Raw genomic sequence first — 18,599 nt, 5'->3', positions numbered from 1 at the left:
GACGTGCGGGCCCGGCCGGAGGTTTGCGTCCGGAGGTGGCGATGCGGTCACGGTCCGGCCTCGGAACGGGACGGCGCGGGCGATTTGAGAGAGTGGTCCCATGAACGCGGACACCACGGGACCCCAGGCGGCCCCCCACGCCGTCGTCGTCGGCGGCGGCATCACCGGCCTCGCCGCCGCCCTCCGGCTCCTCGCAGCCGGCGCGCGCGTCACCCTCCTGGAGGCCGGCGGCCGGCTCGGCGGCAAGCTGCGCGCCGGGGAGATCGCCGGCGCGCCCGTGGACCTCGGCGCCGAGTCGCTGCTCGCCCGCCGTCCCGAGGCCGTCGCCCTCGCCGAGGCGGTCGGCCTCGGCGGCCGGCTCCAGGCCCCCGGCACCGCCACCGCCTCCGTCTGGTCCCGCGGCACCCTCGTCCCCATGCCCAAGGGGCACGTCATGGGCGTCCCCGGCACGGCGGAGGCCGTCGCCGGGCTCCTGTCCGAGGAGGCCCTGCGCCGGATCGGCCGGGACGCCGAGCTGCCGCCCACCGAGATCGGCGACGACGTCGCCATCGGCGCGTACGTCGCCGAGCGGATGGGCCGCGAGGTCGTCGACCGGCTCGTGGAGCCCCTCCTCGGCGGCGTCTACGCCGGCGACGCCTACCGCATCTCGATGAAGGCCGCCGTCCCCGCGCTCTTCGCGGCCGCCCGCCGTCACCCCACCCTCACCGCGGCCGTCCGCGCCGTCCAGGCCGCGGGCGCCGCCGTCCCCGCCGACGCGGCGGGCGCCGCCACGGGCCTCGGCGGGGCCGTCTTCGCCGGCCTCGACGGCGGCATCGGCACCCTCCCCGGAGCCGTCGCCGACGCCGTCCGCGCCGCGGGCGGCACGATCCTCACCGACACCCCCGCGACCGCCCTGCTCCGCACCGGCCCCGCCGGCTGGCGGGTCGTGACCCCGGACCGGGTCCTCGACGCGGACGCCGTCGTCCTCGCCGCCCCCGCCCCCGTGGCGGCCGGGCTCCTCGGCGGGCACGCGCCCGCCGCCGCGGCGCTCCTCGGCGAGATCGCGTACGCCTCCATGGCCCTGGTGACCTTCGCCTTCCGCCGCGCGGACCTGCCGGAGCTGCCCGGCTCCGGCTTCCTCGTGCCGCCCGTCGACGGCCACACCATCAAGGCGTCCACCTTCTCCAGCCAGAAGTGGCGCTGGGTCGGCGACGCGGCCCCCGAGCTGTTCGTGCTCCGCACCTCGGTCGGCCGGCACGGCGAGGAGGGCTGGCTGCACCGCGACGACGAGGACCTGGTGGCCGCCTCCCTCAAGGACCTCGGCGCCGCCACCGGCCTCGCCGCCCGGCCCGTCGCCACCGCCGTCACCCGCTGGACCGGCGGTCTGCCGCAGTACCCGGTCGGCCACCTCGACCGGGTCGCCCGGCTCCGGGACGCCCTCGCGGACCTGCCCGGACTGCGTCTCGCGGGCGCCGCGTACGACGGCGTCGGCATCCCCGCGTGCGTCGCCTCGGCCCACCGCGCGGCCGACGCGGTGGCGGACGAGATCATCGCCACGTCCCGAACCGCCCACCCCGGTGCGGGGCACTCCTCGTGACGGGCGAGAATAGGCGTATGAGTGCGCCCGAAAAGATCCCGAACGCCGGTAAGAAGGCGAAGGACCTCAACGAGGTCATCCGCTACACCCTGTGGTCCGTCTTCAAGCTGCGCGACGTTCTTCCCGAGGACCGCGGCGGTTACGCCGACGAGGTCCAGGAGCTGTTCGACCAGCTCGCCGCCAAGGACATCACGATCCGCGGCACGTACGACCTGTCCGGTCTGCGCGCCGACGCCGACGTGATGATCTGGTGGCACGCCGAGACCAGCGACCAGCTCCAGGAGGCGTACAACCTCTTCCGCCGCACCAGGCTGGGCCGCGCACTGGAGCCGGTCTGGTCGAACATGGCGCTGCACCGCCCCGCCGAGTTCAACAAGTCGCACATCCCGGCCTTCCTGGCCGACGAGACCCCCCGCGACTACGTCTCGGTCTACCCCTTCGTCCGCTCCTACGACTGGTACCTGCTGCCGGACGAGGATCGCCGCCGGATGCTCGCCGACCACGGCAAGATGGCCCGCGGCTACCCGGACGTCCGGGCCAACACGGTCGCCTCCTTCTCGCTGGGCGACTACGAGTGGATCCTCGCCTTCGAGGCCGACGAGCTGTACCGGATCGTCGACCTCATGCGCCACCTGCGCGCCTCCGAGGCCCGGATGCACGTCCGCGAGGAGGTCCCCTTCTACACCGGCCGCCGCAAGAGCGTCGCGGACCTGGTGGCGGGCCTGGCCTGACGGCCGCCCCACGAACCTGGCGGCGCCCCGGCTCCCAGCCGGGGCGTTCGCCCCTCGACCCGGAAGATCAGACGGCGGCCGCGCCATGGCCCGCCGCTCCAGCGACACCGGGTCCGGCTCCGGGTGCGGCGCGCGCGAGCGCGCCGCACCGGCGTCCTTCCCCTCACGAGGCCCCGGCGCCCCCCTGAGGCTTCCCCAGCGCGGCCCGCAGCTCCGGCTCCAGGACCGCCGGCCCCCGAGTGGCCAGCGCCGTGAGCGGATCCTCCGCCGACAGCCCCGCCAGCAGCCGCTGACCGGCGTGCGAGGCCCACCGGCTGTGCGGATACGACTCCACCCGCGCCAGCAGCAGACAGAGTCCCGAGGCCGTCAGCGGCAGCGCGAACGCGGCGAGGACCCGCGCCCGCCCGCCCTCCTCCACCAGCCCCGCCGCGACCGCCCCCAGCACCAGGGCCAGCAGGAACGCGCCCCGCACCGCCCGCAGTCCCGCCGCGACCTCCCGGCGGCCCGGGCCCGGCACCGCGAGCCCCCGGGCCACCAGCCCCTCCTCGATGCGGCGCACGCACGCGGCGGCGGCGACCGCGGGCCGCAGCCGGGGCACCGGGGCCTGGCCCTCCGGCCCGATCGCGCCGAGCACCGCCCGCTCCAGCTCGTCCCCGCCGGAGCCGGAGCCGTCGAGGACCGTGGCCCAGCCGGTGTGCGCGAGCAGCAGCCGGCGGGCCCGGTGCATCGACACCAGTGCCAGTTCGGTGACCCGGCCCGGCCCGCCGGCGAGGAACGCGGCCTCGCCCAGGGTGAGTTCGCCCGCCCCGGCCGTGCCGTCGCCGGTCCCGCCGGCGGCGATCGCGGCCCGGCACAGCCGGACGCAGGCGACGGCGGTCACGACGCTCGCGACGAGGAACAGCGGGATCCACACCATGATCGAGTTGTACGGCAGGACCCCGGCGCCCGCCACCCGAACGGCTCAGCCGCTGGACCCGCAGGACGAGCCGCTCGACGACCCGCACGAGGACGAGGACGAGGAGCCGCAGGACGAGGACGACGACCCGCAGGACGAGGACGAGGAGCCGCAGGACGAAGCGCCCGACCCGCAGGACGAGCCGCCCCGGCCGTCCGAGTCCCAGCCGCCCCCGCCGCCCGTGTCGGCCCCCGCGCACCACAGGACCACGGCCGCGCTCGTGTCGGAGGAGGAAGAGGAGCGGTGGTGCGGGTGCGGGTGCGGGGACGGGGAAGCGGCGCGGCGGGGACCCGACAGCGACTGCCCCTGGAGCCGCGCCGCGTTCCGCAGCCGCTCCCACAGCTCCCGGTCGGGCAGCGCGTGGATGCCGTTGGTCGCCACCGCCGCAAGGACGTCGCTGCCGGGGACGTACACGTGCTCCCGCCGGTACGCGGCCAGCGCCGCCACCCCGGCGGGGCTCACCCGGCGGCCCGCGGAGGCGCCGCACACCAGCGCCGTCGCGAAGCAGACGAAGAACAGCGGCAGCACCTTCACGACGAACGGCACTCCCGTGTCGCCCGGCTCCCCGAACCGGACGACGGTGATCACGACCGCCGCCGACGGCAGCAGCAGGACGGACGCCATGACGACGCCCACGCACCACCGCCGCAGGGCCTGCCGGGGCTCCGGCGGGGTCACCAGACCGCGCGCGGCGAGGCCGTCGCCGATCTCCTGCACCGCCGGGTGCGTCATCACCCCGAGCCGCAGCTGGTGCAGGGCGCCGCTCGGGGCCGTCGCCCGGACGTCGAACACGGCCCGCTCCACCGGGTCGTGGGCGACCCGGTGGACGACCGCGGCCACGCCCGGCCCGCCGATGACCAGCCGGCCGTCCAGGTGCAGGGCGGCGAGCGCGGTGTCCGCGACCCTGCCGGGGCCGCCGGCGAGGAACGCGGCCTCGTACAGGTCCTGGAGGGGCCCGCCGGGGCCGCCCCGGGTCCGGCGGACGAGCACCACGAGCCGCACGACGGCGGCGGCGCCCGCCGCGTAGAAGAGCACGAGCAGGAGGTCCATGCCGGTCACCGCCCCAGGAACACGTGTCGTGCGGCCCGCGCGACGCGGCCCGCGATGCCGGCCGGACGGCTGTCCGTCCGCTCCTGCCACCAGCGGGTCAGCTCCCGCCGCTCGGGCCGCCCGGCCAGCAGCAGCCCCTCCACGAAGTCGAGCGCGTCCCGCCGGTAGCTCCCCGGCATGGGCCGGGTCCGCGCGTAGGCGAGGAACGCGGGCCGGAAGTCGTCGCCGAGGATCTCCGGCAGCTCCGGCGCGATCCGCGCCACCACGGAGGCCCGCTTGGCGGCGAGCGCCCGGCTCTGCACCCCCAGCCGCCGGGTGTCGAAGCCCTCCGGCGCCGGGGTCCCGGCGACGAGCGCCGACAGCAGCGCCGCCTGCGCCACCCCGATCCGCTGCCGCACCCCGTCCCCGACCGGCTCCGGGGACTCCGGGACCGGGACGGGGGCGGGCAGCGGGCGGGACGGGAGGGCGGGCGGCATCGAGCCGCCCGAGACGCGGGCGCCCGCGCCGATGAGGAGCGGGTCGCCGCCCGCGAGGGCGCGGCCCGCGCGGAGCGCGGCGGCGCCGACGCCGTGCCGGGCGGCGGCCGGGAGGCCCGCGGCTGCGGCCGGGCCGCGCCGCCGGGCGGTCGCCACCGTCGTGCGGATCGCCGACAGCTCCGCGGCCAGCTCGGTCGAGGCCGGGAAGCGGTCGTCCCGCTCCAGCAGGACGCCCGGCGGGTCGACCCGCCCCGCCAGCTCGGCCAGGATCCCCAGGACCGGCTCCGGCACCGGGTGCGCGTGGGTGTCGTGCCAGACGCCGTCCCGCTCGATCCCGCCGGCCACGTGCACGTACGCGATGGCCTCCACCGGCAGTTCGGCGAGCGCCCGCGCCGGGTCCTCGCCCCGGTTGCGGTGGTTGGTGTGCAGGTTGGCGACGTCGATGAGGAGCCGCACCCCCGTGCGCTCCACCAGCTCCGCCAGGAACCGTCCCTCCGACAGCTCCTCGCCCGGCCAGGAGAACAGTGCGGCGATGTTCTCCAGGGCCAGCGGCACCGGCAGGGACTCCTGCGCGATGCGCACGTTCTCGCAGAGCACGTCCAGGGCGTCCCGGGTGCGCGGGACCGGCAGCAGGTGCCCGGCCTCCAGGCCCGGCGTCGCCGTCAGCGGCCCCCCGGCCCGGACGAACGCGATGTGCTCGGTGACCAGCGGCGCCCCCAGCGCCTGGGCCTTCGCGGCCAGCGCGGCCAGCCGCTCCGGGTCCGGCCGGTCCGCCCCGCCGAGCCCGAGCGACACCCCGTGCGGCACGACCGTGACGCCCCGGGCCCGCAGCCGGGCCAGCGAGTCGGGCAGGTGGCCGGCGCACACGTTCTCCGCGACGACCTCCACCCAGTCGACCCCGGGCAGCTCCTCGACCGCGTCCGCGATCTCGGGACGCCAGCCGATGCCGATGCCGAGTTCCGTCATGTCCCCCTCCTTCGGTCCTCAGTCATCCACGTGATGACCCCGGCGGAGCCGGTCGAACCCAGGAAGGAGAGGTTCAGAGCTTCATTTGAGGTTCCCGGGCGCCGCGGACAGGACGCCGGGGTACGCCGACACCACGGTCGCGCTGCCCGGAGCGATCTCCGTGAAGCCCGCGTCCCTGACCACCGGCAGGCCGCTCGCGGCGAGCGCGGGCCACTCCGCCTCCGGCGCCGTGCGCACGGCCAGCGGGAAACCGGCCTCCCGCCAGGCCGCGCGGGCGGCGTCGTCCAGGGCCCACCACAGCAGCTGGGCGCCGTGCCCGGCCTGGGCCATCGCCTTGCCGGCCGACATGGCGAGCCCCGGGTTCGTCCACAGCACCGCCGCGCCCTCCGGGGCGGGCCCCGGCGGCTCCGGGTCGTCGAGGTCGGTGCCGGAGACCTGGAGCTTGGCCAGCTCCTTGGGCCAGCCGTCCAGGGGGACCGGCGGGAAGACGCGCACCTCGGCGGTCTCCCCGGTCACGGTGATGCCGGGCAGCTCCCCGGCGCGCCGCCACTCGGAGCCGCGCGCCCGCCGCACGACCTTGCGGATGCGGGCGTCCTCCCAGTCGGCGACGGCCGCCGCCCACTCCCCGTCGCCGAGCGCGCGCTCGTCGGTGAGGAGCCGGAGCACGGCGCGGGCCGCGGTCTCCAGGGCGTCGGTGCGGGCCGGGGGCGCGCCGCGCTCGATCCGCACCACCAGGGGCAGGACGAACTGCGGCTTCTCGTCGCGGGGGTCGGTGTCGTTGCTGCTCACCCGGCAAGTCTGCCACCGGCCGGTGACACCGGGGCCCTCGGCCCGAACAGGGATGCCGGACCTTGCGGCGCGGACCGGGGCCGGGCGAGGATCCCGTGCATGAGCACGATCGTCGGAGCGCGGGGGCCCGTGCGGCTCGCGGGGGTCGGGCGCCGGTACGGGGCGCGCGGGCCGTGGGTGCTGCGGGGCGTCGACCTGGAACTGCCGGAGGGCCGGCTGGTCCGGGTCACCGGGGCGAACGGCACCGGCAAGTCGACGCTGCTGCGGCTCGTCGCCGGGGTCGACGCCCCCGCCGAGGGCCGGATCACCGGCCGCCCGCGCGGGACCGCGTACGTCCCCGAGCGCTTCCCGCCCGCCCTGCCCTTCACGGCCCTCGGCCACCTGGTCCACCTCGGCCGCCTCCAGGGCCTCACCACCGCCGTCGCCCGGACCCGGGCCACCCGATGGCTGGAACGCCTCGGTGCGGGCGGGTACGCCGGCACCGCCCTCTCCGAACTCTCCAAGGGCAGCGCCCAGAAGGTCGCCGTCGCCCAGGCGCTGCTCGCCGAGCCCGGCCTCCTCGTCCTGGACGAGGCGTGGACGGGGCTCGACGAGGCGGCCCGTGCGGAGCTCGACCGGGCGGTGCGGGAGCGGGTCGCGGCCGGGGCCACGGTCCTCTTCGTCGACCACGACCCGCGCCGCCTGGCGGGCGAGGCCGACACGGTCCTGCGTGTCGCGGACGGCGGGGTCGGACCGGGACCCCGGGAGCAGGGAACCGTCCCCGCCCGGGTCGGGGCGAAGGCCGTGGAGCCCGGCCCCGTTCGGGTCGGGACGAAGACCCCGGACCCCGACCCGGCCCGGGGTGGGGCGAAGCCTTCGGCGTCCGCCCCCGTCCGGATCGTGGCCTCCGGGACGCGGCCGCTGCCCGGCGTCCTGCCCGGCGGGGCCGCCGGGGAAGCGCTCGGGGACGGCGGAGGAACGCTCTTCCGGGTCGGCGGCGCGGACTCCGACGCCCTGCTGCGGGTGCTCCTCGACGCCTCCTGGCACGTCCACCGGGTGGAGGCCGAGACCGGTCCGGCCACCGGCGGGGGGCGGGGATGACGGCGCTGCTGCGGTACCACTCCGCACTGTTCCTCCGCTCCCAGCGGTGGCTCGCCCCGCTGCTCCTGTACGCGGCGCTGGTCGCGGTCGGCGTCCGGCCGGGCGATCCGGTGCCCGGGTCCCTCGGCATCGCGGCGGCCGGGCTCGTGCCGGTCTCCGCCTGGACGGTGCGGATCTTCCTGACGCAGGAGCCGGCCGCCGCGCGGGCCGTGGTCGCCGCGGCGGCCGGCCGGTCCCGCGCGCACCTGGCCGCGCTCCTGGCGGGCGCGGGCTGGGCCGTCCTGGCGGGCGCGGCGGCGGCCTGCGCGGTGACGGCCACGGGCGGCCTCGCCGGGACGAGCGGTCCGGCCGCGCTGCTCGCCGGGCTCCTGGCCACCACCGCCTGCGCCCTCACCGGCGGGGCCGTCGGCACGCTCGCCGCCCGGCCGTTCGTGCGTGCGCCCGGCTGGTCCGTCGCCGCGCTGCTGCTGGGCTCGCTGGCGGCCCTGGTGACCACCGGCTCCCCCGCGAAGCACGCCGTCACCGCCCTGGTCGCGGACGGCGGCGGGGCCCGTCCGCCGTGGGCGGCCTGCGCCGCCGCGCTCCTGCTCGCCGCCGTCACGGCGACCGCGTCCCGCCGGGCCGGCGCCCGCCTGGAATGAGGGCCGGGGACCCGGCCCGGCACCGGAGTAGCCTCGGTGTCATGACCACGGAATCCGGCGCTTTCTGCGCCCCCGAGCCCGCGCCCCGGCCCCCAAAGGCGACCGAGGGCCCGTACGCGCGCTGTGTGCTCTGTCTGGAGCCGACCGAGTACGCGGAGTCGGTCAAGGGGATCGTGCTCTGCCCGGTCTGCGAGTGGCAGGAGGCCCAGCGGAACGCCTGCTCCGGCTGAGGAAGGTCCCTCCCCGGACCGGCCGCCGGGCGGGGCCGGCGGAGCAGGGCGACCGAGCCGGGCCCGGCTCGGTCGCCCGGGGCCTCAGCCGTTCCGCATCAGCTCGGACACCTTCACGAAGCGGTAGCCGCGGGAGCGGAGTTCGGGGACGATGCGGCGGATCGCCCGCTCCGTGGCGGGGGCGGCGCTGCGGGTGCAGTGGAGGACGACCAGGGAGCCGGGGCGCACTCCGGACAGCACCTGCTCGGCCACCGCGTCGGGGTCCTTCGCGAAGGCGTCGCCGCCCACGACGTCCCACTGGACGGCGGTGACCCGGGCGGGGGCGAGGGCGTGGAGGGCGGCGTCGTCGTAGCAGCCGCCGGGGAAGCGGAAGTAGGGCACGACGTTGACCGCCCCGGCGTCCCGGAAGGAGTCGAAGGCGCGCTTCACATCGGCCGCCATGTCCGGCCCGGCGACCGTGGGCAGGCCGTAGCAGGGCTCGGCGAAGGCGTAGTGGCTGTAGGAGTGGTTGGCGATCTCGAAGCGGGGGTCGGTGCCGATGGACCGGGCCTGGTCGGGGTACTCCTCCGCCCAGCGGCCGGTCATGAAGACCGTCGCGTCCACCCCGAGCCGCCGCAGGGTGGCGATGAGCTCCGGGTTGTCGAAGCGCTCGCCGCGCGCCGCGCGGGGGCCCTGGTCGGCGGTCATGTCGGCGTCGAAGGTGAGGGCGACGGTCTTCTCGGTGCTCCGGCCGGTCCGTCGCTCGTAGACGGGGGTGCGGCCCTGGGGGCCGGCCGCCATCGTGGGCGGCGCGGCGGGGGCCCGCTTCGGCCCCGGAGCGGCGGGCTTCGCGGTGCCGGTGGCCTTCGCGGAGGCGGGGGCGGAAGCGGGGGAGGGGGAGGCGGCCGGGGCCGTGGGCGTCACGGAGCCGGCGGAGTCGGCGCCCCCGCCGCAGCCGACGAGAACGGCGCCCAGAAGACCGAGCGTCGCCACTTTACGTACAGAAATGGTCACGAACGGAAGTTATACGATGAGAGTCGAACATCCGTCGTCGTGTCCGGGGCGCGACGGACCGCGTCACCCGTCAGGCGCCGGGTTCCCCGGGTGCCGGATCCCCCCCCGGGCGCCGGGTCCGTCAGGTCGCGAGCAGCCGGCGCCGGCACTCCGCCACGTCGAAGCCGCCCGGCGGGTACTGCGGGTCCAGCGCCTCCAGGTGCTCCAGGAGCAGCAGGCTCACCGCCCAGTTGCGGTACCACTTGCGGTCCGCCGGGACCAGGAACCAGGGTGCCCCGGGCGCCGAACAGCGCTCCATGGCCACCTCGTACGCCTCCCGGTAGTCGTCCCAGCGGGTCCGCTCCTCGATGTCGGACGGGTCGAACTTCCAGTGCTTCTCGGGGTTGTCCAGCCGCTCCAGGAGCCGGGCGCGCTGCTCCTCGTACGACAGGTGCAGGAAGACCTTCACGAGCGTGACGCCCTCCTCGGCGAGCGAGCGCTCGAAGCGGTCGATCTCCTCGTAGCGCCGCTCCAGCTCCTCGGGCGGGGCCAGCTCCCTGACCCGGGCGATGAGCACGTCCTCGTAGTGGGAGCGGTCGAAGATGCCGATCTCGCCCGGTTCCGGCAGCGCCTTCGACACCCGCCACAGGAAGGGGTGGGCGCGCTCCTCGGGGGTGGGCGCCTTGAAGGCGCGGATGCGGCAGCCGGACGGGTTGAAGTGGCCGATGACGTGTTTGACCGTGCCGCCCTTGCCGCTGGTGTCCATGCCCTGGAGGACCAGCAGCAGCCGCTGCCGCCCGCCCGCCGTGCTCGCCGCGTACAGCCGCTCCTGGAGCTCGGCGAGGCGCGGCGCGAGGAGGGCGGTGGCGGCGCGCCCGGCCGCCTTGTCCCCGGGGGCGTCGGGACCGCCGGTGACGGCCCGGGGGTCGTACGCGGAGAGGTCGACGGGCTCGCCCGGCGGGAGCCGCAGCAGCGCGCCGAGCGACTCCCGCCCGGCGCGGCCCCGCCCGTGCCCCTTCTGTGCGTGGCCCTTCTGTCCGTCGCCCCTCTGCCCGGGGTCCTTCTGCCCGTGGGTCTTCCGTCCGGGGTCCGTCTTCCCGTGGCCGGTCTTCCCGTGGTCCGTCTTCCCCACCGCGTGCCCCTTCCGCCGTGCCGCGCGCCTTCCCCGATCCTGCGCCGGATCGGGGAGGGGCGCGAGTGCGCCCGGGGCCGGGCGGGGGTCAGCGCCAGGGGCCGGTGACGGCGAAGGTGGTGCCGGGGGTGTAGCAGTTCACGTACATCGTGGCGCCGTCCGGGGAGAAGGTGACGCCCGCGAACTCGCCCCACTCGGGGGCTCCGGGCGTTCCGACGTCCTGCCGGCCCCGGGCGACGGCGTACACCTCGCCCCGGCGGGTCACCCCGAAGACGTGCTGCGCGCCCGCGCCGTCCTCGCACACCATCAGGCCGCCGGTGGGGGCCAGGCAGATGTTGTCGGGGGACTCGCCGGGAAGCCGGACGTCGGTGTCGGGGCCGAAGGACACGGCGAGGGTGAGGCGGCGGCCCCGGGGCTCGTACTTCCACACCTGCCCGAAGTGGGTGGCGCCGGAGCCGTCGGAGGCGCGGGCGAAGGAGGAGACGAAGTAGACGGCGCGGCCGCCCCAGTAGCAGCCCTCCAGCTTCTGCGCGTGGGTGATCCCGCCCCGGCCGAAGTCCTGGAAGCGGATCGGCGTCCCGGCCGCCCCCGGGTCCGGCACCGGCACCCACTCGACGCGCTCGAAGACCGTCCCGGCCTCCCGCACCACCGACAGGTCCGGGACGCCCGGCACCCGCAGCGCCTCCAGGGTGCCGCCCGCGCGCAGGGAGCCGGTGCCGCCGAGGGGCCGCTCGGGCAGGAAGCGGTAGAAGAGGCCGAAGGGGTGGTCGAAGGCGTCCTCCGTCTCGTACACGATCCCGGTGTACGGGTCGACGGCGACGGCCTCGTGCGCGAAGCGGCCGAGGGCGGTGAGCGGGACGGCCCCGGTGCGGTGCGGGTCGGCCGGGTCGACCTCGAAGACGAAGCCGTGGTCCTTCGCGTACCCCTTGGTCCCGGCCTTGTCCTCGGTCTCCTCGCAGGTCAGCCAGGTGTTCCAGGGCGTGGGGCCGCCGGCGCAGTTGACGGCGGTGCCGGAGATCCCGACGTGTTCCGCGCGCACGCCGCCGTCGGCGCCGAGGCCGAGGACGGTGCAGCCGCCCTTGCCGCCCGGGTCGTAGGTCAGGCCGGGGACGTGGGGGACGGGGTGCCGGGCCTCGGGCCGGTTCTCGTGGTTGCGGACCAGGCGGACCCCGCCGTCCGGTCCGGCGAAGGCGCTCATGCCGTCGCAGTGGCTCGGGACGGGTCCCTCGCCGGAGCGCAGCGGCTCGCCCTCGCGGGAGAGCACCCGGTAGGAGAAGCCGGCGGGGAGGTCGAGGAGTCCGGCCGGGTCGGGGAGCAGCGGGCCGTAGCCGCCGCGCGGCTCGGCGGCGGCGGAGCCCGCGAAGAGCTCGCCCAGGGCGCCGGTGAAGGCGATGCCGGCGGCGGACGCGCCGGTGCAGGCCAGGATCTGACGTCGTGTCACGGACATGGGACGGCCTTCCCGCCGGAGACAGGTGTGGACCCGCTGTGTGTACCACGCACGGGTGTGCGCGATGCCGCGACGCGGGTCCACGGAGCCTCGAACGGCTCAATCCGGAGGGTCCGGAACGTCCCTGACGGGAGGGCGGGGGCCCGGGCGGCCGGGCCCCCGGCGTCAGGCGAGCTTGGCCGTCAGCGTGATCGTCGTGCCGGCGAGGGCCTGGCTGACCGGGCAGTTCTTCTTGGCGTCCTCGGCGGCGGCCTGGAAGCCGGCCTCGTCCAGACCGGGGACCTCGCCCTCCACGGTGAGGTGGATGCCGGTGATGCCCTCGCCCGGCTGGAAGGTGACGTCCGCCTTGGTCTCCAGGCGGGTGGGCGGGTTGCCCGCGCCGGCCAGGCCGTGCGAGAGCGCCATCGAGAAGCAGGAGGAGTGCGCGGCGGCGATGAGCTCCTCGGGGCTGGTCTTCCCGTTCGGCTCCTCGGAGCGGGCCGGCCAGGAGACGTCGTACGAGCCGAGGCCGGACGAGTCGAGGGTGACGACGCCGGAGCCCTTGAGGAGGTCGCCCTGCCAGACGGTGTGGGCGTGACGGACGGTGGCCATGGTGGATCCCTTTCGGTCGGGTATGGCGCCCAACCTACTGCTCCACGAGCCCCTTTGCGTCCCGCGCCAGGGCGGTGAGGCGCGAGATGGCGCGGAAGTACTTCTTCCGGTAGCCGCCGTTGAGCATCTCCTCGCTGAACAGCCGGTCGAAGGGCAGGCCGGAGGCGAGGACGGGTATCTCGCGGTCGTAGAGGCGGTCGGCGAGGACGACGAGCCGCAGCGCGGTCGACTGGTCCGGGACCGGGACCACGCCGGTGAGGCAGACCGCCGTCAGGTCGTCGGTGAGGGCGCCGTACCGGCTCGGGTGAACCCTGGCCAGGTGTTCGAGCAGGCGCGGGAAGTCGTCCAGGGAGGCGCCCGGGGTGCGGTACGCGGCCTGGGTGACGACCTGGTCGGAGTGGGGCGCGGGGGCCTCGGGCAGGCCCCGGTGGCGGTAGTCCTCGCCGTCGATCCGCAGCGGCCTGAAGTGCGCGGAGAGGCCCTGGATCTCGCGGAGGAAGTCGGCGGCGGCGAAGCGGCCCTCGCCGAGCTTGCCCGGGAGCGTGTTGGAGGTGGCGGCGAGCGCCACGCCCGCCTCGACCAGCTTGCCGAGCAGGCTGGAGACGAGGACGGTGTCGCCCGGGTCGTCCAGCTCGAACTCGTCGATGCACAGGAGGCGGTGCCCGCTCAGCGTCTGCACGGTCTTCTGGAAGCCGAGCGCGCCGACCAGGTTCGTCAGCTCCACGAAGGTGCCGAAGGCCTTCAGGGAGGGCTCGGCGGGGGTGGCGTGCCACAGGGAGGCGAGCAGGTGGGTCTTGCCGACGCCGTAGCCGCCGTCGAGGTAGACCCCGCGCGGGCCGGTGGGGGCGGCGGGCTTGCGGGCGAACCAGCGGCGCTTCCCGGCGCCGGTGGCGTGCGCCCCGCCGAGGCCCTCGGCGAAGCCGGAGAGGACCTTGACGGCCTCGCACTGGCTCGGCTGGTTCGGGTCGGGGAGATAGGTGTCGAAGCGCACCGAGTCGAAGCGCGGCGGCGGGACCATCTCCGCGACCAGCCGGTCGGCGGGGACGTGGGGCTCGCGCGAGCAGAGCGCGAGGGGGGCCGCCGCTGCGGAGGCGGCTTCGTTCGGGGCACGGGTCGACACAGTTCCCCACTGTAAGCGCCGTGTCAGACTGCGAGGATGCGACAGCTCTTTCCTGTGACGGACATGACAGCCCCGAACGCCCAGGTCGGCGGAGACCCGGCCGGCGCGGCGGACCGGGAGTGGTCCCTCGACGAGCTGGCCGACCTCTATGCCTATCCGGAGGACTCCGGGGTCTGGCTGCGGGCCAACATGGTCTCCTCGCTCGACGGGGCCGGCCAGCACGAGGGCCGCTCGCAGCCGCTCTCCTCCGAGACCGACATGCGGATCTTCGGCACCCTCCGGGGCCTCGCCGACGTCGTCGTCGTGGGTGCGGAAACGGTACGCCAGGAGGGGTACCGGCCCGCCCGCGCCCGGGACGCCTTCGCCGCCCGCCGGGCCGCCGCCGGGCAGGGCCCCGCCCCCGTGATCGCGGTGGTCACGGCCTCCCTCGACCTGGACCTCTCGCTGCCCCTCTTCGCCTCCCCGCTGGTCCCGACCCTGGTCCTGACCGGGGCGGGCGCCCCCGCCGAGCGGATCGCCGCCGTGCGGGACGCGGGCGTCGAGCTGGTCCTCGCGGGCGACGGGGCCGGGGTGGACCCGGCCCGCGCGGTCGCCCTGCTCGCCGAGCGCGGGCTGCGCCGCCAGCTCACCGAGGGCGGGCCCCGGATGCTCGGGCAGTTCGCCGCCGCCGGAGTGCTCGACGAGCTGTGCCTGACGCTCTCGCCGACCATGACGGCGGGGGAGGCCCAGCGGATCGCCCACGGGCCCTCGCTCGCGCATCCGACACGCTTTGGGCTGGCTTCTCTGCTGGAGCAGGACGGCTTCCTCTTCAGCCGCTACCGTCGGATCTGACAATCGGCGGAATTTGTCGTTCCGCTTAGCGTCGGCTGGGCACAATCACAGTCGCAGTCCCCGTGTGGCCACGGGGAAGGATGGTTTCCGCAGAAGGGCTCCTGAGGTGTTCACAAGCGTTCTGATGATCGAGAAGCCCCTGACGTCCGAGGACGTGGAATTCGTCACCACCCTGCACGGCGACGAGGGCGTGTCCTTCATCGTGCTGATGCAGCCGCGCGGTGATCAGGCCGATGTGCTGCTGCGCGCCATCGACGACGTCGCCATGGGCGAGCTCAAGGAGGCGGCCCGGGAGGGGGACGAACCGGAGGGCAAGGAGGCCCGCGAGCCGGCCGAACTGGCCCTGGAGCTCTCCCTCCGGGCCCTGAGAGACGCGGGCTGCGAAGCGGTCGGACAGGTGGTCGAGGACCACCCCCTCGACAAGATGAAGGCCGTGGTCGACGAGTCCGAGGCCGACGAGGTGATCGTCCTCACGGCCCCCCACTACGTGGAGGAGTTCTTCCACCGCGACTGGGCCTCCCGCGCCCGCCACAAGGTCGGCGTCCCCGTCCTGAAGCTCTTCGCCCACACCGAGTGACGCCCGCCGGCCGGACGGCCGGAAGGACGCCCGGAGGGCCCGGGAGGACACCGCCTCCCCGGGCCCTCCGGCTCCAGCCACTAGGCTGGAGCCCACACCTCGTCACGCTCACCAGGGGAGAGAACCGCATGGCACCCGCCATCCCTGCCGCCATGGAACGGCCGCACTTCATCGGCATCGGCGGTGCCGGAATGTCGGGCATCGCGAAGATCCTCGCCCAGCGCGGCGCCAAGGTCGCGGGCAGCGACGCCAAGGACTCCCCGACCGCCGAGGCGCTGCGCGCCCACGGCGTCACCGTCCACCTCGGCCACGCCGCCGAGCACCTCGCCGACGACGCCTCCGCCGTCGTCGTCTCCAGCGCCATCCGCGCCGACAACCCGGAGCTGGCCCGCGCCGCCGAGCTGGGCATCCCGGTCGTCCACCGCTCCGACGCGCTCGCCTCCCTCATGGACGGCCTCACCGCGATCGCCGTCGCCGGCACCCACGGCAAGACGACGACCACCTCCATGCTGGCCGTCGCCCTCACCGCGCTGGGCCTCGACCCCTCGTACGCCATCGGCGGCGACCTCGCGGGCCCCGGCACCAACGCCCGGCACGGCGACGGCGAGGTCTTCGTCGCCGAGGCCGACGAGAGCGACCGCAGCTTCCAGAAGTACGACCCGCAGGTCGCGATCGTCCTCAACGTCGAGCTCGACCACCACGCGAACTACGCCTCCATGGACGAGATCTACGAGTCCTTCGAGAAGTTCGCCGCGAAGCTCCGCCCCGGCGGCACCCTCGTCGTCGGCGAGCACTCCGGCGCCCGCGAGCTGGCCGCCCGGGTCGCCGCCGCGGGCCGCGAGGACCTCGCCGTCGTCACCGTCGGCGAGGGCGAGGGCTCCGACGCCCGCATCCTCAAGATCGTCCCCAGCGGCATGAAGAGCGAGGTCACCGTCGCCCTCGACGGCGCCGAGCACACCTTCACCGTCTCCGTCCCCGGCCGCCACTACGCCCACAACGCCGCCGCGGCCCTCGCCGCCGGCGCCCGCGCGGGCCTCGACCCGGCCGCCCTCGCCCAGGCGCTCACCGCCTACACCGGCGTCGGCCGCCGCCTCCAGCTCAAGGGCGAGGCCGCGGGCGTCCAGGTCATCGACTCGTACGCGCACCACCCCACCGAGATGACGGCCGACCTGGAGGCCATGCGCGGCGCCGCCGGCGACTCCCGCCTCCTCGTCGTCTTCCAGCCCCACCTCTTCTCCCGCACCCAGGAACTGGGCAAGGAGATGGGCGACGCGCTGGCCCTCGCGGACGCCTCCGTCGTCCTCGACATCTACCCGGCCCGCGAGGACCCGATCCCCGGCGTCACCAGCGAGCTGATCCTCGACGCGGCCCGCGCCGCCGGCGCCGACGTCACCCCCGTCCACGACAAGGGCACCGTCCCCGACGTGATCGCGGGAATGGTCCGCCCCGGCGACTTCGTTCTGACCATGGGCGCGGGCGACGTCACGGACCTCGGTCCGGCGATCCTCGCCCGCCTGGCGAACTGAAGGAGTGGACGCACGATGGCGTACGAGGTCGAGAAGCCGGACGAGGAGTGGCAGGCGCAGCTGACCCCGTCGGAGTACCAGGTGCTCCGGCTGGCCGGCACCGAGCCCGCCTTCCGCGGCGAGTACACGGACACGAAGACGAAGGGCGTGTACTCCTGTCGCGCCTGCGGGGCCGAGCTCTTCACGTCGAACGAGAAGTTCGAGTCGCACTGCGGCTGGCCGTCCTTCTACGACCCGAAGGACAGCGAGGCCGTCGAGCTGGTCGCGGACACCTCCCACGGCATGGTCCGCACCGAGGTCCGCTGCGCCCGCTGCGGCTCCCACCTGGGCCACGTCTTCGAGGGCGAGGGCTACCCGACGCCCACGGACCAGCGGTACTGCATCAACTCGATCTCCCTCCGGCTGGAGCCGGAGGAGGGCTGACGGTTCCGGCGCCCCCGGGCGCCGCGCAGGCCCGCACGGCGACCGCGCCGTGCGGGCCCCCTTCCTGACCCCGGGGTGCCCCGCCGCCGAGCGCCCCGGGGAGCGAAGCACACGGCGGGTGGTGGACGGCGGGCGGATTGGCCCAGCGGGAAAGGGCCGAAGTTGCCCAGGGTCCCGGGCCGTTCCGCCCGCAGGGTGGGGGCATGACGATCACATCTGCCCCGAGCCCCGGTTCCCCCGCCTCCGACGGCCGTTCCGCCGTCCCCTCCCGCGCCGCTTCGGCCCGTACCCGGGTCGACTTCTGGTTCGACCCCGCCTGCCCGTTCGCGTGGATCACCTCGCGCTGGGTCCTGGAGGTGGAGCGGTACCGGGAGATCGACGTCCGGTTTCGCGTGATGAGCCTGTACCTGCACAACGAGGGCAATGAACTGCCTGGGTGGTACCGGGAGTTGGTGGACCGTTCGCTCGGTCCTGTGCGGGTCGCGGTGGCGGCGGCGGAGAAGTACGGGGACGGGGTGCTGCGGGGCCTGTACACCGCGTACGGGACGCGGATCCACGAGCGCGGGGACGAGGACTTCGGGCGGGTGGTGGCGGAGGCGCTGGAGGAGACGGGGCTTCCGGGGGAGCTCGCGGAGGCGGCGGGGAGCGACGCGTACGACGGGGCCGTGCGGCGGCGGCACGACGAGGGGGCGGATCCGGCCTCGGGGGGCTACGTGGGGACCCCGACCCTGCGTCTCGACGGGACGCCGTTTTTCGGCCCGGTGCTCAGCGCGGTCCCGCGCGGGGAGGAGGCCGCGGAGCTCTTCGACGCGGTGCGTGTGCTGGCGCGTCAGCCGCGGTTCTTCGAACTGAAGCGGGAACGGACGGGAGGGCTCGATTTCTCCTAGAACGGTGTCCAGCCGCTTTCCGGGCTTTTCGGAAGGTCCGGAGGGTTGGTGCGATTCATGAGGAAGCTGCGCGAAAACCAGTCATATTCACGAGGCGTGGTGTCGGGGTGTGAACGAACTGCGTAGGTTCTGAGGGCGGTTCGGGACGTCTTGTGACGGTCCCGGGCCGGCACGTTCCATGCACCGGAACCGGAGGGGGCATCTCATGGCTGACATCGATCTCGGCGTCGCGTCCGACTGGGACGAGGGAGACACGCACGGCCGCATCAAGCTGCGGGAGAACCAGGTCTACCCGGGCACGCCGAAGAAGGACGTGCTCATCAGCTCGCCGGTGAGCATCGAGCTGTCGGTGAACACGAACCACTCCTCCTCCCAGGAGGCGGACAAGATCTACTTCACGACCCACCACGGTTCCACCAAGAAGATCATCGCGGTCCTCGACTCGGACGGGAACCTGCACATCGCGGGCCGTCTGATCACGGACCAGAAGGACCTCCACTACTAGGGGGGTCCCGGGGCGGCCGCCACGGGCGGCCGTGCCCCGGATCGCGGTGAGGGCGGCCGCCGGGTTCTCCGGCGGCCGCCCTTCTCGCGCGCGG

20 protein-coding genes are annotated in these 18,599 nt (G+C 75.4%); 11 read left to right on the top strand and 9 right to left on the bottom strand.

Features of this window, described 5'->3' with window-relative positions; genetic code table 11:
- Positions 1 to 100: 100 nt before the first annotated feature.
- The gene (hemG, locus tag IE326_RS02575; protein WP_150235842.1) at positions 101 to 1,576 is read left to right on the top strand and encodes a protoporphyrinogen oxidase; all 1,476 of its coding nucleotides are present in this window, start codon (positions 101 to 103) and stop codon (positions 1,574 to 1,576) included.
- A gap of 17 nt (positions 1,577 to 1,593) precedes the next feature.
- Positions 1,594 to 2,307, top strand: coding sequence for a hydrogen peroxide-dependent heme synthase (gene hemQ, locus IE326_RS02570; protein ID WP_150235839.1), 714 nt, complete (start codon positions 1,594 to 1,596; stop codon positions 2,305 to 2,307).
- 163 nt (positions 2,308 to 2,470) lie between these two features.
- Here hemQ and IE326_RS02565 read toward each other — a convergent pair whose 3' ends face one another.
- The 4 genes from IE326_RS02565 to IE326_RS02550 all read right to left on the bottom strand — a co-directional run bounded on the left by IE326_RS02565 (position 2,471) and on the right by IE326_RS02550 (position 6,543).
- On the bottom strand, positions 2,471 to 3,223 hold the full coding sequence (locus tag IE326_RS02565; protein ID WP_150235837.1) for a TIGR04222 domain-containing membrane protein: 753 nt from the start codon (positions 3,221 to 3,223) through the stop codon (positions 2,471 to 2,473).
- A gap of 45 nt (positions 3,224 to 3,268) precedes the next feature.
- Positions 3,269 to 4,312, bottom strand: coding sequence for a TIGR04222 domain-containing membrane protein (locus IE326_RS02560; RefSeq protein ID WP_190040709.1), 1,044 nt, complete (start codon positions 4,310 to 4,312; stop codon positions 3,269 to 3,271).
- Between the two features lie 5 nt (positions 4,313 to 4,317).
- Positions 4,318 to 5,754 carry an MbnB/TglH/ChrH family RiPP precursor modification enzyme gene (locus tag IE326_RS02555; protein ID WP_190040708.1) on the bottom strand — a complete coding sequence of 479 codons (1,437 nt, stop codon included), beginning with the start codon at positions 5,752 to 5,754 and terminating at the stop codon, positions 4,318 to 4,320.
- Positions 5,755 to 5,835: 81 nt separating this feature from the next.
- Entirely contained in the window at positions 5,836 to 6,543 is a 708-nt protein-coding gene (locus tag IE326_RS02550) for a peptidyl-tRNA hydrolase (RefSeq protein WP_150235830.1), read from the bottom strand.
- Positions 6,544 to 6,642: 99 nt separating this feature from the next.
- On the opposite strand from IE326_RS02550, the gene IE326_RS02545 reads away from it, so the two are divergent.
- From IE326_RS02545 to IE326_RS02535, 3 genes are read left to right on the top strand one after another with little or no spacing between them, the layout of a single operon-like run.
- The gene (locus IE326_RS02545) at positions 6,643 to 7,623 is read left to right on the top strand and encodes an ATP-binding cassette domain-containing protein (protein WP_190040707.1); all 981 of its coding nucleotides are present in this window, start codon (positions 6,643 to 6,645) and stop codon (positions 7,621 to 7,623) included.
- Complete coding sequence (locus IE326_RS02540; protein ID WP_190040706.1) at positions 7,620 to 8,264, top strand: ABC transporter; 645 nt, start codon at positions 7,620 to 7,622, stop codon at positions 8,262 to 8,264. The genes IE326_RS02545 and IE326_RS02540 overlap by 4 nt, the downstream gene beginning before the upstream one ends.
- A 41-nt stretch (positions 8,265 to 8,305) precedes the next feature.
- The gene (locus IE326_RS02535) at positions 8,306 to 8,494 is read left to right on the top strand and encodes a hypothetical protein (RefSeq protein WP_150235824.1); all 189 of its coding nucleotides are present in this window, start codon (positions 8,306 to 8,308) and stop codon (positions 8,492 to 8,494) included.
- A gap of 84 nt (positions 8,495 to 8,578) precedes the next feature.
- On the opposite strand, the gene IE326_RS02530 is transcribed toward IE326_RS02535, so the two are convergent.
- From IE326_RS02530 to zapE, 5 genes are all read right to left on the bottom strand, one after another.
- Entirely contained in the window at positions 8,579 to 9,487 is a 909-nt protein-coding gene (locus IE326_RS02530) for a polysaccharide deacetylase family protein (RefSeq protein ID WP_229915176.1), read from the bottom strand.
- Positions 9,488 to 9,608: 121 nt separating this feature from the next.
- A complete protein-coding gene (locus IE326_RS02525; protein ID WP_229915409.1) occupies positions 9,609 to 10,439 on the bottom strand; it encodes a PPK2 family polyphosphate kinase in 831 nt (276 codons plus the stop codon).
- Between the two features lie 247 nt (positions 10,440 to 10,686).
- Complete coding sequence (locus IE326_RS02520; protein WP_190040704.1) at positions 10,687 to 12,045, bottom strand: alkaline phosphatase PhoX; 1,359 nt, start codon at positions 12,043 to 12,045, stop codon at positions 10,687 to 10,689.
- A 165-nt stretch (positions 12,046 to 12,210) separates the two neighbouring features.
- Complete coding sequence (locus IE326_RS02515) at positions 12,211 to 12,636, bottom strand: OsmC family protein (protein ID WP_030761379.1); 426 nt, start codon at positions 12,634 to 12,636, stop codon at positions 12,211 to 12,213.
- Between the two features lie 34 nt (positions 12,637 to 12,670).
- On the bottom strand, positions 12,671 to 13,756 hold the full coding sequence (gene zapE / locus IE326_RS02510; protein WP_190040703.1) for a cell division protein ZapE: 1,086 nt from the start codon (positions 13,754 to 13,756) through the stop codon (positions 12,671 to 12,673).
- A 36-nt stretch (positions 13,757 to 13,792) separates the two neighbouring features.
- On the opposite strand from zapE, the gene IE326_RS02505 reads away from it, so the two are divergent.
- From IE326_RS02505 to IE326_RS02480, 6 genes are all read left to right on the top strand, one after another.
- Positions 13,793 to 14,587: a pyrimidine reductase family protein gene (locus IE326_RS02505; protein WP_150235816.1), complete on the top strand. Its 795-nt coding sequence runs from the start codon at positions 13,793 to 13,795 to the stop codon at positions 14,585 to 14,587.
- Positions 14,588 to 14,693: 106 nt separating this feature from the next.
- Positions 14,694 to 15,164, top strand: a complete 471-nt coding sequence (locus IE326_RS02500; RefSeq protein WP_150235813.1) for an indole-3-glycerol phosphate synthase — start codon at positions 14,694 to 14,696, stop codon at positions 15,162 to 15,164.
- Positions 15,165 to 15,292: 128 nt separating this feature from the next.
- A complete protein-coding gene (murC, locus tag IE326_RS02495; RefSeq protein ID WP_150235811.1) occupies positions 15,293 to 16,690 on the top strand; it encodes a UDP-N-acetylmuramate--L-alanine ligase in 1,398 nt (465 codons plus the stop codon).
- Positions 16,691 to 16,705: 15 nt separating this feature from the next.
- On the top strand, positions 16,706 to 17,113 hold the full coding sequence (gene msrB, locus IE326_RS02490; protein WP_093873515.1) for a peptide-methionine (R)-S-oxide reductase MsrB: 408 nt from the start codon (positions 16,706 to 16,708) through the stop codon (positions 17,111 to 17,113).
- Between the two features lie 203 nt (positions 17,114 to 17,316).
- Positions 17,317 to 18,000, top strand: coding sequence for a mycothiol-dependent nitroreductase Rv2466c family protein (locus IE326_RS02485; RefSeq protein ID WP_190040702.1), 684 nt, complete (start codon positions 17,317 to 17,319; stop codon positions 17,998 to 18,000).
- A 205-nt stretch (positions 18,001 to 18,205) separates the two neighbouring features.
- Positions 18,206 to 18,505, top strand: coding sequence for a DUF6342 family protein (locus IE326_RS02480; protein WP_150235807.1), 300 nt, complete (start codon positions 18,206 to 18,208; stop codon positions 18,503 to 18,505).
- Positions 18,506 to 18,599: the final 94 nt, after the last annotated feature.

Source organism: Streptomyces filamentosus (assembly GCF_014654895.1).
Taxonomy (GTDB): Bacteria; Actinomycetota; Actinomycetes; order Streptomycetales; family Streptomycetaceae; genus Streptomyces; species Streptomyces filamentosus.
Note: the sequence above shows the minus strand (reverse complement) of the source record. Positions and strands in the feature narration are given on the sequence as shown.